General features: G+C 54.9%; 17 protein-coding genes. All 17 read right to left on the bottom strand.

The window, feature by feature from the left end; all coding sequences use genetic code 11:
• Positions 1-38: 38 nt before the first annotated feature.
• Entirely contained in the window at positions 39-1,139 is a 1,101-nt protein-coding gene (locus RG836_RS20745) for a DegT/DnrJ/EryC1/StrS family aminotransferase (protein WP_310849066.1), read from the bottom strand.
• Entirely contained in the window at positions 1,132-2,073 is a 942-nt protein-coding gene (locus RG836_RS20740; RefSeq protein WP_310849065.1) for a GNAT family N-acetyltransferase, read from the bottom strand. Before RG836_RS20740 ends, RG836_RS20745 begins: the two co-directional genes overlap by 8 nt.
• Positions 2,067-2,984, bottom strand: a complete 918-nt coding sequence (locus RG836_RS20735) for a glycoside hydrolase family protein (RefSeq protein ID WP_310849063.1) — start codon at positions 2,982-2,984, stop codon at positions 2,067-2,069. The genes RG836_RS20740 and RG836_RS20735 overlap by 7 nt, the downstream gene beginning before the upstream one ends.
• A gap of 11 nt (positions 2,985-2,995) precedes the next feature.
• Complete coding sequence (locus RG836_RS20730; protein ID WP_310849061.1) at positions 2,996-3,670, bottom strand: acetyltransferase; 675 nt, start codon at positions 3,668-3,670, stop codon at positions 2,996-2,998.
• The gene (locus RG836_RS20725) at positions 3,657-4,637 is read right to left on the bottom strand and encodes a WxcM-like domain-containing protein (RefSeq protein WP_310849059.1); all 981 of its coding nucleotides are present in this window, start codon (positions 4,635-4,637) and stop codon (positions 3,657-3,659) included. The genes RG836_RS20730 and RG836_RS20725 overlap by 14 nt, the downstream gene beginning before the upstream one ends.
• Positions 4,634-5,527: a glucose-1-phosphate thymidylyltransferase RfbA gene (rfbA, locus tag RG836_RS20720; protein ID WP_310849057.1), complete on the bottom strand. Its 894-nt coding sequence runs from the start codon at positions 5,525-5,527 to the stop codon at positions 4,634-4,636. Before rfbA ends, RG836_RS20725 begins: the two co-directional genes overlap by 4 nt.
• Positions 5,524-6,417 (bottom strand): dTDP-4-dehydrorhamnose reductase, encoded by an 894-nt coding sequence (rfbD, locus tag RG836_RS20715; RefSeq protein WP_310849055.1) that lies wholly within the window; start codon positions 6,415-6,417, stop codon positions 5,524-5,526. The genes rfbA and rfbD overlap by 4 nt, the downstream gene beginning before the upstream one ends.
• Positions 6,414-7,490: a dTDP-glucose 4,6-dehydratase gene (gene rfbB, locus RG836_RS20710; protein ID WP_310849054.1), complete on the bottom strand. Its 1,077-nt coding sequence runs from the start codon at positions 7,488-7,490 to the stop codon at positions 6,414-6,416. The genes rfbD and rfbB overlap by 4 nt, the downstream gene beginning before the upstream one ends.
• Positions 7,491-7,719: 229 nt before the next feature.
• Positions 7,720-7,959, bottom strand: coding sequence for a LapA family protein (locus RG836_RS20705; protein WP_310849052.1), 240 nt, complete (start codon positions 7,957-7,959; stop codon positions 7,720-7,722).
• 24 nt (positions 7,960-7,983) lie between these two features.
• A complete protein-coding gene (gene ihfB / locus RG836_RS20700; RefSeq protein ID WP_310849050.1) occupies positions 7,984-8,280 on the bottom strand; it encodes an integration host factor subunit beta in 297 nt (98 codons plus the stop codon).
• 155 nt (positions 8,281-8,435) lie between these two features.
• Positions 8,436-8,714 (bottom strand): hypothetical protein, encoded by a 279-nt coding sequence (locus RG836_RS20695; RefSeq protein ID WP_310849048.1) that lies wholly within the window; start codon positions 8,712-8,714, stop codon positions 8,436-8,438.
• Between the two features lie 202 nt (positions 8,715-8,916).
• The gene (gene rpsA / locus RG836_RS20690; protein ID WP_310849337.1) at positions 8,917-10,611 is read right to left on the bottom strand and encodes a 30S ribosomal protein S1; all 1,695 of its coding nucleotides are present in this window, start codon (positions 10,609-10,611) and stop codon (positions 8,917-8,919) included.
• Positions 10,612-10,730: 119 nt separating this feature from the next.
• Entirely contained in the window at positions 10,731-11,420 is a 690-nt protein-coding gene (cmk, locus tag RG836_RS20685) for a (d)CMP kinase (RefSeq protein WP_310849045.1), read from the bottom strand.
• Positions 11,417-13,660 carry a bifunctional prephenate dehydrogenase/3-phosphoshikimate 1-carboxyvinyltransferase gene (locus RG836_RS20680; RefSeq protein ID WP_310849044.1) on the bottom strand — a complete coding sequence of 748 codons (2,244 nt, stop codon included), beginning with the start codon at positions 13,658-13,660 and terminating at the stop codon, positions 11,417-11,419. Before RG836_RS20680 ends, cmk begins: the two co-directional genes overlap by 4 nt.
• Positions 13,653-14,765, bottom strand: coding sequence for a histidinol-phosphate transaminase (gene hisC / locus RG836_RS20675; protein WP_310849042.1), 1,113 nt, complete (start codon positions 14,763-14,765; stop codon positions 13,653-13,655). The genes RG836_RS20680 and hisC overlap by 8 nt, the downstream gene beginning before the upstream one ends.
• 9 nt (positions 14,766-14,774) lie before the next feature.
• The gene (pheA, locus tag RG836_RS20670) at positions 14,775-15,869 is read right to left on the bottom strand and encodes a prephenate dehydratase (protein ID WP_310849039.1); all 1,095 of its coding nucleotides are present in this window, start codon (positions 15,867-15,869) and stop codon (positions 14,775-14,777) included.
• Entirely contained in the window at positions 15,869-16,954 is a 1,086-nt protein-coding gene (gene serC / locus RG836_RS20665) for a 3-phosphoserine/phosphohydroxythreonine transaminase (RefSeq protein WP_310849036.1), read from the bottom strand. The genes pheA and serC overlap by 1 nt, the downstream gene beginning before the upstream one ends.
• Positions 16,955-17,097: the final 143 nt, after the last annotated feature.

The following is a 17,097-nucleotide window of genomic DNA, read 5'->3' as shown; positions in this document are numbered from 1 at the left end:
GAAGCTGATGACCACCTACAACCAAAAAGAACACAATATCAAGAGAAGGAATTCAAGCACTCGACAACCTGCCGCACCTCATCTGCTGATGTAACCGGACTTAATGGCAAGCTCAGCACTGTAGCGTGCAGGGAGTCAGTGATCGGGTGATGCTGAGAACTGAACTCTTTATAAGCATTTTGCTTATGCGGTGGAACGGGGTAATGAATAAGTGTTTCAATTCCATGGCTGTGCAAATAACTTTTCAGCTCATCACGTTTCTCAGTGCGCACCACAAATAAATGCCATACATGCTGCTCTTGGAGAGCCGGGTACGGAACCTTGATTAGAGGGTTATCGAGATGGTCGATGTACTGGTTCGCCAAGGACCTTCTTACACTGATCTCATGGTTTAGATAATTTAATTTTACTCGCAACATCGCCGCCTGGATCTCATCGAGACGGCTGTTGACGCCTTTATAGTGGTTTTCATATTTTTTGTAGCTTCCATAGTTCCCGAGAGCACGAACGACAGAAGCTAACTCTTGATCGTTTGTCGTGATGGCCCCCGCGTCACCAAGAGCGCCCAGATTTTTGCCTGGGTAGAAGCTGAACCCTGACGCATCGCCCCAAGTCCCCGCACGACGGCCGTCAATACTTGCACCGTGAGCTTGAGCAGAATCTTCCAGCACCAACAGGTCATGTTTCTTGGCTAATGCACATAGCAATGGCATATCTGCTAACTGCCCATAAAGATGAACCGCCAATATGACTTTTGTTTTGCTGGTAATCGCGAGCTCGGCCATTCGAGGCGACAAGTTGAAGCTGTGTTCGTCAGGCTCCACAAGCACCGGAACCAATCGATTCTCAGTGATCGCCAGAATACTGGCAATGTAGGTGTTAGCAGGAACAATAACCTCATCGCCGTCCTGCAGCTTGCCCATTTCTCTCCACGCCCTGAGCGTCAGATTCAAAGCGTCCAAGCCGTTAGCAACGCCGACACAGTATGTAGCACCGCAGAAGTCGGCGAATTCCTGCTCAAACTTTGCGAGTTCTTGGCCGCCGATATACCAACCTGAGTCAATAACCCTTGAACAAGCTTCCTTTAACTCTCTACCATACGCCTGGTTTACTTTTTTCAAATCCAGAAAATTAATCATTAAGCAAAATCTCATAAAAATCAATTATCATGGCGCGCGCGCCAAAGCTTTCTTTTTGAGCGAGTAAACCAGAGTTGATATATTTGCCGCCATCTTCAGTCGATACGCCGAAGCTAAAATATTTGAACCCCTCGTCTGCACTCTCCTGAATACATTTCTCTATGAGGTGATCCAGCGCTCCTACTTCTTTACCCTCGGCGCTGGTCGCCAGATACTGGGTGTGAACAACCTCGCCGAATTTGAATAGCAAAGTCGCAGCCAAGATTTTCTCCTCTGACACTACAACTCTGAGAGAAATATTATCAGGAAAAAGAGATGCTAATAGTTCGAGTTCCCGCGAAGTATGCACAGGCGCAGCGCCATGCTTTGCGAGCACGTCATGGAGTAACCCAATAAATCCATCCCAGTCCTGCGAATCTGTAACGATTAGATTATTCTTTTTTGCACGCGCAATCAGCCATTTTCTCCCCTTGGAAAGCTTCAAGCGGTGATCGAGATAAATAATACTGGAAAGATCCCTACGAACTATTTCTGCTCCAACGCGAAATAGAGAATAAAGATCCTCCTGAGCCCCATGAAGCGAAAAAATGTAAGGTATGGCCTTATATACAATCTTATTAAAGCCATTGTCTTTAGCGAAAAGCTTTAAAGATTGAACGCATTCCAGTACTGTTTCAGCCTTGACTTTCTGAGATAGCACCAATCCGCCATAGGTCAGGCCTCCATGACTCACCAACACCTTTTCACTACGGCTCGCTGGCAGCACCGCAACCAAAACTTTGTCTTCATAAATCATCAATGACGCGTCGACGAAACGGTCAGCGTGATATTCCATGAAACTTCTTTGAAAAATAAATAACGGAGTTTTTGAGTCTGAAACGAACCTATCCCACTCGTCTTTTTTAGCAGGCGTATAAAACTCGCACTCTACCATGCCAACAACTCCGCCACGCCAAAACCTTCAGCCCCCATATTATTTCCATTATAGAAGCAGAAAGTCTTATCACCCGCGACAACGAGTCTTGGATAACAAAGGTGCAGTGAATCAAACCCGTCTTTCGAAAGCTCCATACCAAATTGCTCGTCCTGACGCTGCCATACTTTACCGTCGCTTGAAACAGCAACACCTGGAAAATAGTCTTGACCGGATCTCCCACCTTTTGTGTAAAACATGTAGTATTTATCTTCAAACTTGTACACGGACGGCCGGCCAATCCGGTACTCATCCCCTTCGACGTCAATACATAATTGTTCGTTTTGGTCGAATACACGGCCATCAATAGATTCGGTATACCAAATATTATAATCAGGATAATGCTGACCATTGATTAACGTCCACGAGTCTCCAACGGCGAACCAGACTTTCCAGATATTGTCTTCAAACATAACCGAATGAATTGCCCGAATTGTCGTCCCACCTTCGGCTCGGTCCATTACTGGCACTTCGGAAACTCGATGAAATGTTTCACCGCCGTCGCTGCTTTCTGCGAGTCCTGTGAAGGCTAAAAACTTCGCCCGCTTGACTATCTGGAAGCCGACATAGTACATCCGTAGAACGTTGCCGCATTTAAACACATCACCCAATATAACGCCGTTATCGTCGAAACAGCCGTCCCGGCCACGGTCAAGGACTGGTGCATCAGATATCTTTAACACTCGCGTAGGGTCTTGGGAATCGACATCAACATAGCCGATTCGACTAACGCCCTCCGCATCTCTGAAACCTGCATAGACGCGAATTACGTTTTCGTTCAGCAGAATCGGTGTAGGCGTCAGCGCAGAACTTTTTTTCCAATCATTCGTCCCTGCTGGAGAAAAAACATGACCTAGCTTGCTCCACTTCATGACGCCTTCCCTTACAATTTAACACTTAGTGAACTTTTCTTGGCGAGCTCTTTTGCTGGGGAGCCGTAGTAAATACGCTCTGGCTCTTTCAGATCTTTCGATACTAATGAACCAGAAGCTACGATACAGTCCCGCGCGACAGTCACATGATCATTAAGCGTCGAATTGACGCCTAAAAAACAGGATTCGCCAATTCGGCAGTACCCTGAAACGACAACGTGCGAAGAAATAAAGCAGTTATCCTCGATTACCGATCGGTGTCCAATGTGATTGCCACTCCACAAAATCACATTATCACCAATCTCGACAAAAGGTTGAACCGTGTTATTCTCAAAAATGAAGCAATTTTCACCTATCTTTGCATTTCGCCATACAAAGGCACGCGAGCTTATATATGTCGCACATTTATAGCCTTTGTCTTTAACAGCGTGATACAGGCGCGTTCTCAAGCGGTTAAGCTGAGAGGCTGGAATCGCCACGAACGCTTCGTATTCGGCGGGCGGAAAGCGCTCTTGCATTTCTTCGAAAGGAACGATGGGCAAATCATATAACTCAGGACTTTCGATGTACTCTCGCTCAACTGCGAAGCCGCACACTTCGTAATTGGAGTCATATGTAAAGTATTCATAGGCGATCATTGCCAGCTCACCGGCACCTGCAATAACTACTTTCTTACTCTTTTCCATCGTTCACTTCCTTGATAAATTTATCATAATCACGGATATAGTCAGATTCATCATAATAATCGCTTGCCAACACGAGAAGAACGCAGTCACTACTGAATTCATGCATCTCGCGCCAAATCATGTTGCGAATTACCAATGCTTTATTGGCTGAATTCAAACGCATTTCTCGCCTGGTAATGCCATCATCGATGATCATCTTGCAACTGCCGGAAACGCAAACAGCCATTTGTTCCAGACGACGATGCGCATGGTAACCACGACCCACATCTGGCAGCGTACCGTAAATGTAATAAACCCGTTTAATTGCGAAAGGAATGTTCAAACCCGGTTCCAGCGCGATCAAACTGCCGCGCTGATCGCCTATTACTTTCAAGTCTATCCATTCGGTGGTTCCCTGGAGATACCCGGAATAGAGTTCGCTATCTCTCAAAAGCGGTGCAGCGGCGTCTTCACTGCTCACAATCATTTGCGACAAATCGGGCCACTTCGCTCCCGTTTCCGGATCGTTCCATCTGATGAGCCGCTCAGACTCAACATTTCTTTCGTGAGTAGTCTTGCAAAAAAGTTGCGTTTCATCCTCCAGCGCAAGATAGCCGTGTGCGAATCCTTCAGGGACCCACAGCGAGCGCTCAGCGTTTGCATTCAGTTCAACGCTCACTGATTCCCCACATGTGGAGGAATCGCGACGCACGTCCAGAGCCACCACGTAGGCCGCCCCCTGTATCACGCTGATAAGAGTACCTTGAGCATGGGGTGGCAGCTGATAACGCAGGCCGCGGAGTTCACCTTTCTTTAACCGCAGGTGAATGTCCTGTACCAGTGGCTGCTGTAATGAAAGACCCGCCGTTTTGAAAGCATCGTGAAATGCACGCTGATCAAAACTATAACCAGATGAACGGTTCGACCCCTCATGAACTGCCGGTTCCACAATAGCGACACCCGCTATCGAAGTTCGAAGCAGCCTCACGAGCGCCGGCCTTCATCAAGAATCTTCTGCAAATATTGCCCGTAACCAGTCTTTTTCAATTTTTCGGCTTGTACCTCCAGTTCACCTACAGATATCCAACCGCTGTTAAACGCAATTTCTTCTAGGCAAGCGACTTTGAGGCCTTGGCGCTTTTCAATAGTGTGCACAAAGTGACTGGCTTCCAACAGCGAGTCATGTGTGCCGGTGTCAAGCCAGGCGAACCCTCGCCCAAGCATTTCCACACTGAGCGACTTGCGCTCCAGATACGCTCGATTGACATCAGTTATTTCGAGCTCGCCGCGTTCAGAAGGTTTGATATTCTTGGCGATTTCTACAACAGTGTTGTCGTAAAAGTACAACCCCGTAACCGCATAATTCGACTTCGGTTTTGTCGGTTTTTCCTCGATACTCAACGCCCGTCCCGAGCCGTCGAATTCAACGACACCAAATCGCTCCGGATCTGAAACATGGTAACCAAATACTGTTGCACCTTGCTCTTGCGACATTGCAGAGCGCAAGTTGTCGGAGAAGTGCTGACCGTAGAAAATGTTATCGCCAAGGATTAAACAGCAAGGATCCTTGCCAATAAACTCTTCAGCGATCAGAAAAGCCTGAGCCAAGCCGTCCGGACTGGGCTGTTCTGCATAGGTCAAACTGATACCGTATTGACTACCATCACCTAGCAACTTTTGGAAACAAGGCAGATCTTCGGGAGTCGAAATGATTAAAATGTCTCGCATACCTGCGAGCATCAACACTGACAGTGGATAGAAGATCATCGGCTTGTCGTAGATGGGCAGCATCTGCTTAGACACGCCCAGGGTCAGCGGGTGCAAGCGTGTGCCCGAGCCGCCGGCTAGGATGATGCCTTTACGATTTGTCGTGGTCATTTGTTCAAAACTTCCCTAAGCATTCGGGTTACACCACTTTGCCAATCCGGCAAGTGTAGAGAAAAATTGTGCCGCAGCTTCTGTGTATTCAATCTAGAATTCAGAGGGCGACACGCAGGCGTTGGATAAGCTGTTGTCTCGATCGGATTGACTGCCTGGACGGCGAGCTGCTCGCCATTGTCTTGAGCAAATTTGATCACATAGCTGGCATAACCGTGCCACGAAATTTCCCCACTAGCGGCCAGATGATACAAGCCGGACAACTCAGGCTCCTGCAAAACCTTGCGTATAGCCAAAGCGGTCACATCACCAACCAATTCTGCCCCCGTGGGCGCTCCTACCTGATCGGCAATTACATTCAATGTGTCGCGATCCCTCGCCAGACGCAGCATGGTCTTGGCGAAGTTATTACCTCGAGCGCTATAAATCCAACTCGTGCGAAAAATCAGGTGCTTGCAGCCAGAAGCGATGATGGCCTGCTCACCTGCGAGCTTGCTTGCGCCATACTGATTTACCGGCGCAACGCCGTCTGTTTCCTGCCAAGGCGTCGTGCCTTGGCCGCTGAACACGTAATCAGTTGAATAATGAATCAACCACGCACCTAGGGCTGCTGCTTCTTCGGCCATGAGCTGGATCGCTCTGGCGTTCACTCGATCAGCCAGCTCCGCTTCCGATTCAGCCTTGTCTACGGCCGTGTACGCAGCTGCATTGACGATGATCCCTGGTTTGATGTGCCGGATAGTCTTTCGCAGCGCATCCAGATCGGACAAGTCGCCGCATAATCCATCGACTGGATGACGATCAAGAGCAACCAGCTCACCCAACGGCGCCAGTGAGCGTTGCAGCTCCCAGCCGACCTGGCCGTTTTTACCGAGCAGCAGAATCTTCATGCTTTACTCGAACGATCCGCGTAATTCTGATCAATCCACTGCTGGTAGCTGCCGCTCTTAACGTGGGCAACCCATTCAGTGTTGTTCAAATACCACTCGACGGTCTTGCGAATGCCAGTCTCGAAAGTTTCTTCCGGGCTCCAGCCCAGTTCACGCTGAATTTTGCTGGCGTCGATGGCATAACGCTGGTCGTGGCCCGGGCGATCCTGCACGTAGGTGATCAGGTCTGCATGGGGACGATGCGCGGAATCGGGACGCAATTCATCAAGCAATGCGCACAGGGTGTGCACCACTTCGATGTTTTGCTTCTCGTTATGACCGCCGATGTTGTAGGTCTCGCCAATGACGCCTTCAGTCACGACTTTGTACAGCGCGCGGGCGTGGTCTTCGACGTACAGCCAGTCGCGTACCTGGTTGCCTTTGCCGTAAACCGGCAGTGGCTTGCCTTCCAGCGCATTGAGGATGATCAGCGGGATCAGCTTCTCAGGGAAATGGCACGGGCCATAGTTGTTCGAGCAGTTGGTGACCAAGGTCGGCAGGCCGTAGGTGCGGGCCCAGGCGCGAACCAGGTGATCGGAACTGGCCTTGCTGGCGGAGTATGGCGAGCTTGGCTGGTAAGGCGTGGTTTCGGTGAACAGGTCTTCCGGGCCTTCGAGGTCGCCGTAGACTTCGTCGGTGGAGATATGGTGAAAGCGGAAGCTGGCTTTGCGCGCATCGTCCAGCGCTGCCCAGTAGTGGCGCGCGGCTTCGAGCAAGGTGTAGGTGCCGATGATGTTGGTCTGGATGAATTCAGACGGACCGGAGATCGAGCGATCGACGTGGGATTCGGCGGCCAGGTGCATGATGGCGTCTGGTTGGTGTTCACGCAGGACACGGTCGATTTGCTCGCGGTCGCAGATGTCGACGCGCTCAAAAGCGTAACGGGCATTCTGGCTGACTTGCGCCAAGGACTCGAGATTACCAGCGTAGGTAAGCTTATCGACGTTAACGACGGAGTCGGAGGTGTTGGAGATGATGTGACGAATGACTGCCGAGCCGATAAATCCGGCGCCGCCGGTTACTAGAATTTTCACGCGAAACCATACCCTTGAGTTGCTGACAGGGCCGTCAACCGAGCACTGTCTAATCCATGAATGCAAAAGCCATCGTTCAATCAGAGGCTTCTGACAGAGTCAGTCTGTTCAGTTGTGGGAATGTGCCACTACCAAACAGGCGAGCCATTTTACAGCTAAATGAAGGTTTTACTAATGGAGATAGACAAGCTGTGTCGTAAACCCGACGCCACTCAAACGTTTGTCGCTCTCAAGTAAGACGTCGGCGCGACGCTCGGGACGTCCGTCCCAGAAACCAGCCCACGATGGGACCGATGATCATGCCGATCAGCAACGCAACAACCGCGATCAGAGAAACTGGCAACTGTGGTCCCGCCCAGCCAAGGAACAGCAAGGAAACGGATTGCTGGTTCTCCAGAACAAACGCCAAGACGACCAGCACCAACAGCAGCAACACCACCGCAAGCAGTACGCGTTTGAGATTACGCATCAGCGATGCCTTTCGCAGCCTTGGTCACAGACCGGCCTCCTCTTCTTCGTTCACACGATCCCGCAGCTCTTTGCCCGGCTTGAAATGCGGGACAAATTTGCCATCGAGGCTGACCGATTGGCCGGTTTTCGGATTGCGACCTACTCGCGGAGCGCGGTAGTGCAAAGAGAAACTACCGAAACCCCGAATCTCGATGCGATCACCGGTAGCCAGGCATTGGGACATTTGCTCAAGCATGGTCTTGATGGCCAGCTCCACATCCTTGGATGAGAGCAGCCCTTGATGGGTGACAATTCGTTCGATCAACTCCGACTTCGTCATATTTTTCCCTTCTTTTTCAAGCAGCTAGGAAAATCGCTTCAAAGGGTTTTAGCATGCCCGAAGGCATTTGAACAGCCCAGGGGTTGACATATCTTTACGACCCTGTCGATGCCCGCTTTCAGTGCGACCGCGGGACCAGGCAATTGGCCACGCCATCACCGGCAGATCACCAACATGGTGCGTGTCAGCATGCCGGCGGGATTGAAGCCAAACGGATACATATCCTCGTCCTTGGCATCGTCGGAGCGCACGATGGTTTTATAGCCTGCACCTTTACACTCCTTGGCAGCACGCTTCTGGCATTTCTCCCAGCCCGAGCCCAATCCAGAGCAATCGACCTCGATGCCGCTGACACCGCGCACGGCGTGCGTCTTGGCACCAGTCGTACAGCCGGCTAACAATAGAATCGCTGCCATGATGATGAGCTTGTTCATTCACTTCCTTATGCCAAGCACGCTGCCCGGCTGTCGGTGCCTGTAATCAGCCTAGCCGCAAATAAGCAGTTGATCCGGTTAAAGAAACAGACAACCTTTAAAGCCTGTTTGTTTCAGCGACGTGACACCTCGCCAAAAACACCAAATCGCAGGCACAAAAAAGGGCGACCGAAGTCGCCCTTTTTCTATGGTCTGACAGAACTTAGTTCTGCTTTTCCATTTGTGCACGCAACAGGTCACCGAGAGTGGTAGGACCAGCAGCAATTTCCGAAGTCGCTGGCTTGTCGCGCAGGCTCTGGATTGCTTCTTTCTCTTCAGCATCGTCTTTCGACTTGATGGAGAGCTGGATTACGCGGCTCTTGCGGTCAACGCTGATGATCTTGGCTTCTACTTCCTGGCCTTCTTTCAGAACGTTGCGCGCGTCTTCAACGCGGTCACGGCTGATTTCGGAGGCTTTCAGAGTCGCTTCGATATCGTCGGCCAGAGTGATGATGGCGCCTTTAGCGTCAACTTCTTTCACGATGCCTTTAACGATGGCGCCTTTGTCGTTCTCTTGAACGTACTCGGAGAACGGATCGCTTTCCAGTTGCTTGATACCCAGGGAGATGCGCTCGCGCTCTGGGTCAACCGACAGGATAACGGTGTCCAGCTCGTCGCCCTTCTTGAAACGGCGTACGGCTTCTTCGCCCACTTCGTTCCAGGAGATGTCGGACAGGTGAACCAGACCGTCGATGCCGCCGTCCAGACCAATGAAGATACCGAAATCGGTGATCGACTTGATGGTGCCGGAGATTTTATCGCCCTTGTTGAACTGGCCAGAGAAATCTTCCCATGGGTTAGATTTGCACTGCTTGATGCCGAGGGAGATACGACGACGCTCTTCGTCGATGTCCAGAACCATAACTTCCACTTCGTCGCCGACTTGTACGACTTTCGAAGGGTGGATGTTCTTGTTGGTCCAGTCCATTTCCGAAACGTGTACCAGGCCTTCAACGCCTTCTTCCAGCTCAGCGAAGCAGCCGTAATCGGTCAGGTTGGTAACACGAGCGGTAACGCGGGTGCTTTCTGGGTAACGGGCTTTGATAGCAACCCATGGATCTTCGCCCAGTTGCTTCAGGCCCAGGGAAACACGGTTGCGTTCGCGATCGTATTTCAGAACCTTGACATCGATCTCGTCGCCAACGTTGACGATTTCCGATGGATGCTTGATGCGTTTCCAAGCCATGTCGGTAATGTGCAGCAGGCCATCCACACCACCCAGGTCGACGAATGCGCCGTAGTCGGTGAGGTTTTTGACGATACCTTTGACTTGCTGGCCTTCCTGCAGGGATTCCAGCAGAGCTTCACGCTCGGCGGAGTTCTCGGCTTCGAGGACGCTGCGACGGGAAACGACAACGTTGTTGCGTTTCTGGTCGAGTTTGATGACCTTGAATTCCAGCTCTTTGCCTTCAAGGTGCGTGGTATCGCGCACAGGACGGACGTCAACCAGAGAACCTGGCAGGAACGCACGGATGCCGTTAACGTCGACAGTGAAGCCGCCTTTAACCTTACCGTTGATAACGCCCTTGACCACTTCTTCGGCTGCGAAGGCTGCTTCCAGAACAATCCAGCATTCAGCGCGCTTGGCTTTTTCACGGGACAGCTTGGTTTCACCAAAGCCGTCTTCAACCGAGTCCAGAGCAACGTGAACTTCGTCACCGACGTTGATAGTCAGGTCGCCAGCATCGTTGTAGAACTGCTCAAGCGGGATGAGTGCTTCAGACTTCAGACCAGCGTGAACGGTTACCCAGCGAGCTTGGTAATCGATATCAACAATAACACCGGTGATGATGGAGCCAGCCTGAAGGTTCAGGGTTTTTAGGCTTTCTTCAAAGAGTTCCGCAAAGCTTTCGCTCATTTTAATTCCTGATGATAAGGGCGAAGAATACGCCCATCTCCACATCCCAGACGACGTGGGTTACGTTCATTTAAAGAAACCGCGCAGGACTATGACTGGTCCCCTGCACAGCTTCTTGGTCACCCGGCGATATCGCGGAGTGCGATCTCACTCATGATGCGTTGCAGCACCTGGTCGATGGATAATTCCGTGGAATCCAGCTGGATGGCGTCAGCCGCCGGCTTGAGCGGGGCTACCGCTCGCTGGGTGTCACGCTCATCGCGCGCACGTATCTCATCTAGCAGACTCGACAGACTAACACCCTCGACTTTGCCCTTCAACTGCAAATATCGGCGGCGCGCCCTCTCCTCGGCGCTGGCGGTCAGGAAAATCTTCAGCGGCGCATCCGGAAAAACCACCGTGCCCATGTCGCGGCCATCAGCCACCAGGCCCGGCAGTTCCTGAAATGCCCGCTGACGCTGCAGCAGTGCTTCGCGCACCGCCGGCAACGCCGCCACCTGAGAAGCGCCAGAACCGACGCTCTCGGTGCGAATGACATCGCTGACTTCATCGCCTTCCAGAATGATGCGTTGCAACTGACCGTCGGTCGCCGCAATGAACTGCACGTCCAGATGCGCCGCCAGTGCCTTGAGCAACTCTTCGTTGGTCAGGTCGACGCCATGGTTATGTGCGGCGAACGCCAGCAAGCGATACAACGCACCGGAATCCAGCAGGTTCCAGCCCAGACGCTTGGCCAGAATCCCGGCTACCGTGCCCTTGCCCGAGCCGCTTGGCCCATCAATGGTGATAACCGGTGGTTTGATATTCACGACTGAGCCTCTTGGGCAACGCGGATGCCGACCTGCGCGCACAGCGCGAGGAAATTGGGGAACGAGGTCGCGACGTTGGCGCAATCATGGATGCGAATCGGCGCCGTCGCCCGCAGCGAGGCAACGCTGAATGCCATGGCGATACGATGATCGCCGTGACCGTGCACTTCGCCGCCGCCGATCTGGCCGCCATCGATAATGATGCCGTCCGGGGTCGGTTCGCACTTCACACCCAGGGCCAGCAAGCCGTCGGCCATGACCTGGATCCGGTCGGATTCCTTGACCCGCAGCTCCTCGGCGCCACGCAACACGGTACGCCCTTCGGCGCAGGCCGCGGCGACGAACAACACCGGGAATTCGTCGATCGCCAGCGGAACCAGCGCTTCGGGAATCTCGATACCCTTGAGCTTAGCGGCTCTTACGCGCAAGTCAGCCACCGGCTCGCCGCCCACTTCACGCTGGTTTTCCAGGGTGATGTCGGCACCCATCAGGCGCAGGATGTCGATCACGCCGGTGCGGGTCGGGTTGATGCCGACGTGTTCCAGCACCAGTTCCGAACCTTCAGCAATCGACGCCGCCACCAGGAAGAACGCCGAGGACGAGATATCGCCCGGCACTTCAATGTGAGTGGCGGTCAATTTGCTGCCGGATTGGACCGAAGCGGTCGCGCCGTCAACGCTCACCGGGTAGCCGAAGCCACGCAGCATGCGCTCGGTGTGGTCACGGGTTGGCGCCGGCTCGGTGACGGTGGTCTTGCCTTCAGCGTACAGGCCGGCGAGCAGCAGGCAGGATTTCACCTGGGCGCTGGCCATCGGCATGGTGTAGGTCAGGCCTTTGAGTGCATGACCACCGCGAATGGTCATCGGCGGACGACCTTCAGCGGCGGTTTCGATCACCGCGCCCATTTCCCGCAGCGGATTAGCCACGCGGTTCATCGGGCGTTTGGACAGCGATGCGTCGCCGGTCAGGGTGCTGTCGAAGCTCTGCGCAGCCAACAGGCCAGACAGCAGACGCATCGAGGTGCCGGAGTTGCCCAGATAGATCGGGCCCGGCGCTGGCTTCAAGCCATGCAGGCCGACGCCGTGAATGGTCACGCGACCATGGTGCGGACCTTCAATCACCACGCCCATGTCACGGAACGCCTGCAAGGTCGCCAGGGCGTCTTCGCCCTCGAGGAAGCCTTCGACTTCGGTGACGCCTTCAGCGAGGGAACCGAGCATGATCGAGCGGTGGGAAATCGATTTGTCGCCCGGTACACGAATCCGCCCACTCAGGCGGCCACCAGGTTGTGCCAGGAAAATCAGATCGTTGGAGTTCATAGCGTCCACATAGGCCCGACGGGCCAGGATTTTACTGAAATGCTCGCGGGCAACCCGGGCGCGCGTGAAGACGCCCAACAATTGGTGCCCATCCCCTGCATCGACCGCGTCGCGCAAGGCGTCGAGGTCGCTGCGAAATGTATCGAGTGTGCGCAGGACAGCCTCGCGGTTGGCGAGAAAGATGTCGTGCCACATCACCGGGTCGCTGCCAGCGATTCTTGTGAAATCGCGGAAGCCGCCCGCAGCGTAACGGAAGATCTCCAGATTTTCATTGCGCTTGGCCAACGAATCGACCAGGCCGAACGCCAGCAGATGCGGCAAATGGCTGGTCGCGGCCAGCACTTCGTCGTGCCGCTCTACCTGCATGTGCTCGACATCGGCGCCCAACTCGCGCCACAAACGGTCAACCATGGCCAGTGCTTGCGGATCGGTTTGCTCAAGCGGTGTCAGAATCACTTTATGACGACGGAACAGGTCAGCGTTGGAGGCTTCCACCCCACTCTGCTCGGAACCGGCAATCGGATGGCCCGGAACGAAGCGCGCCGGCATGCCGCCGAAAGCCTCGGTGGCCGCGCGCACCACGTTGCCCTTGGCGCTGCCGACATCGGTGAGGATGGCTTGGCCGAGGTTCATGCCGGCCAGCCGACCGAGCATTTTTTCCATTGCCAGGATCGGCACCGCCAGTTGAATCACGTCAGCGCCTTCACAGGCCAGCGCCAAGTCTTCTTCGCAGCGATCGACCACGCCCAGCTCCACCGCCAGCTTGCGCGACTGCGGGTCCAGGTCAACGCCGACCACTTCCGAACACAGGCCGCTTTCACGCAAGCCCTTGGCAAACGAACCGCCGATCAACCCAAGACCGACCACCACCAGGCGCCCGATCTTAGGTACAACAGGTTGCAGCGCAATGACATCAACCACGAGCCAGGACCTTGGACAGCGCCTCGAGGAAGCGACTGTTTTCGGCTGGCAGGCCAATGGTCACGCGCAAGTGGTTCGGCAAGCCGTAGTTGGCCACCGGACGCACGATCACGCCTTCGCGCAGCAAGCCGTCGAATACCGGCGCGGCCACTCGACCGAGGTCGATACAGAGGAAGTTGCCCTTGGACGGAATCCAGCCCAGGCCCAACTCGCGGCAACCGGCTTCCAGTTGCTGCATGCCGGCTTCGTTGAGGCGACGGCTTTCGGCCAGGTAATCGGCATCCTGCACGGCGGCGCAAGCAGCGGCCAAGGCCAGGCTGTTGACGTTGAACGGCTGGCGCACGCGGTTAAGCACATCGGCGACCACGGCTGTGGATAACCCGTAGCCGACCCGCAGCGCCGCCAAGCCGTAGGCCTTGGAGAAGGTGCGCGAAACCAGCAGGTTCGGATAGGCCGCCAGGTAATCGAGACCATCCGGCAAGTCGCTGCCTTCGGCGTATTCGATGTAGGCCTCGTCCAGCACCACCAACACGTGGGCCGGGACATCCTGAAGGAAGTCGTCCAGGGCTTCGGCGCTGAACCAGGTGCCGGTCGGGTTGTTCGGGTTCGCGATAAACACCACGCGGGTATTGGCATCAATGGCCGCGAGCATGCCCGACAGATCATGGCCAAAATCTTTGGCCGGGATCACCTTGGCTTGCGCGCCGACCGCTTGGGTGACGATTGGGTACACGGCGAAGGCGTGTTCGCTGAACACCGCATTCAAACCCGGCGACAAGTAGGCGCGAGCCACCAATTCAAGAATGTCGTTGGAACCGTTGCCCAACGTCACCTGATTCAGCTCGACGCCGCAGCGCTCGGCCAGCAGGGTCTTGAGCGCAAACCCGTTGCCATCGGGATAACGGGTCAGTTCGGCCAGTTCTTCACGGATCGCCGCCAGCGCCTTGGGACTGGCGCCCAACGGGTTTTCGTTGCTGGCCAGTTTGACGATGCTGGCCGGATCGATGTCCAGCTCGCGGGCCAGTTCGTCCACGGGCTTGCCCGGAACGTAAGGCGAAAGTTGTTGCACGCCCGGCTGCGCCAGGGCGAGGAAGTCGCCACTCATGTTAAAGCCTCACAAAACCGCTTTCGGGTAAGAGCCGAGCACCTTGAGGGCCACGGCTTCCTGACTGATTTTCTCCAGCACACCTTTAACCAATGGATCGCGGTGGTGGCCGACAAAGTCGATAAAGAACACATAAGTCCATTTACCGCTGCGCGACGGACGAGTCTCGATTCGCGTCAGGTCAATCCCGTTATCGTGGAACGGCACCAGCAGCTCATGCAGGGCGCCGGGCTTGTTGCTCATGGAGACAATGATCGAGGTCTTGTCGTCGCCAGTCGGCGGCACTTCCTGGCTGCCGATCATCAGGAACCGCGTGGAGTTATCCGGACGGTCCTCGATCTTCTCGGCCAGACGAGTCAAGCCGTACAGACTGGCCGCCATGTCGCCGGCAATTGCCGCCGAGTTCCATTCGCCCTTGACCCGCTTGGCCGCTTCGGCGTTGCTCGACACCGCCACGCGCTCGACATTCGGGTAGTGCGCGTCCAGCCACTTGCGGCACTGGGCCAGGGACTGGGCATGGGAATAGATGCGACTGATGCTGTCGGTCTTGGTGTTCTCGCCCACCAGCAGATGGTGGTGGATACGCAACTCGACTTCGCCACAGATCACCATGTCGTGCTCGAGGAAGCTGTCGAGGGTGTGGTTGACCGCGCCTTCGGTGGAGTTTTCCACCGGCACCACGCCAAAGTTCACCGCGCCGGCCGCCACTTCACGGAACACTTCGTCGATCGCTGCCATCGGTTTGCTGATGACCGCGTGGCCGAAATGCTTCATGGCCGCCGCTTGAGTGAAGGTGCCTTCAGGGCCGAGGTAAGCGACTTTCAGCGGTTGTTCCAAGGCCAGGCACGAGGACATGATTTCGCGGAACAGCCGCGCCATCTCTTCGTTGCCCAGCGGCCCCTGGTTGCGCTCCATCACCCGCTTGAGTACCTGGGCCTCACGCTCGGGGCGGTAGAACACCGGCGCTTCGCCTTCGGCCAGCGATGCCATTTTGACCCGCGCGACTTCCTGGGCGCAGCGTGCCCGTTCGCTGATCAACTCCAGGACCTTGGTATCCAGAGCGTCGATGCGAACGCGCAGGGCCTTGAGTTCTTGCTCAGACATTAGCCGTGTTCCTTCTCGAACTCTGCCATGTACGAAACCAGCGCGTTGACGGCGTTGATGTCGACGGCGTTATAGATGGAGGCGCGCATGCCACCCACCGAACGGTGACCCTTGAGGTTGAGCAGGCCACGTTCGTCGGCACCGGCCAGGAACGGCTTATCGAGACGGTCGTCCGCGAGGCGGAACGGCACGTTCATCCACGAGCGGTCGGACTTGTTGATCGGGTTGCTGTACAAGCCGCTGGCGTCGATGAAGTCGTACAGCGTGCGCTGCTTGACGTCATTGAGCTTGCCGATCGCGGCCACACCGCCCTGCTCTTTCAGCCATTCGAACACCAGGCCGGACAAGTACCAGGCCAGGGTCGGCGGAGTGTTGTACATCGAGCCGTTATCGGCCGCGACTTTGTAGTTGAGCATGGTCGGGCACAGGGAACGGGCATGGCCGAGCAGGTCTTCGCGGATGATGTTGACCACGATGCCACTCGGGCCGATGTTTTTCTGTGCACCGGCGTAGATCATGCCGAAGCGGGAGATATCCACAGGGCGCGACAGGATGTCGGAAGACATGTCAGCCACCAGCGGCACGTCACCGGTCTCGGGAATCCACTGGAATTCCAGGCCGCCGATGGTTTCGTTCGGCGCGTAATGAACGTAGGCCGCGTCTTTCGACAGGTTCCATTCGTTCTGGCCAGGGATCGCGAAATAGTCGTAGGGCTTGGAGGTGGCCGCCACTTTGACCTGGCCGTAGCGCGACGCTTCTTCAATGGCTTTCTGCGACCAGATACCGGTATCGATATAGTCGGCCGAGCCATTCTCCGGCAGCAGGTTCAGAGGAATCTGCGCGAATTGCTGGCTGGCGCCACCTTGCAGAAACAGCACTTTGTAATTCGAAGGGATATCCAGCAGGTCACGAAAATCCTGCTCGGCCTTGGTCGCAATGGACACGAACTCGTCGCTGCGATGGCTCATTTCCATGACCGACAGGCCTTTGCCGTGCCAATCGAGGAGTTCACCCTGAGCGCGCGTCAGAACAGCTTCAGGCAGCGCCGCAGGACCGGCACAGAAGTTATAGGCTCTCTTGCTCACATCCAATCTCGCTCTGATTTGGTGGTATCACGCAACAAATTGCATTTTTCGGTCGTCGCACGCCCCGGGCCAAGGCAAATCATTTGTGGGAGCGAGCCTGCTCGCGAAGGCTTTATATCTGGCGACATCGTTGCTGAATGTCA

Origin of the sequence: Pseudomonas rhizozeae (genome assembly GCF_031583775.1) — a bacterium.
GTDB lineage: Bacteria > Pseudomonadota > Gammaproteobacteria > Pseudomonadales > Pseudomonadaceae > Aquipseudomonas.
The sequence above is the reverse complement of the archived record's forward strand: the minus strand, read 5'-3'. Positions and strand labels throughout refer to the sequence as shown.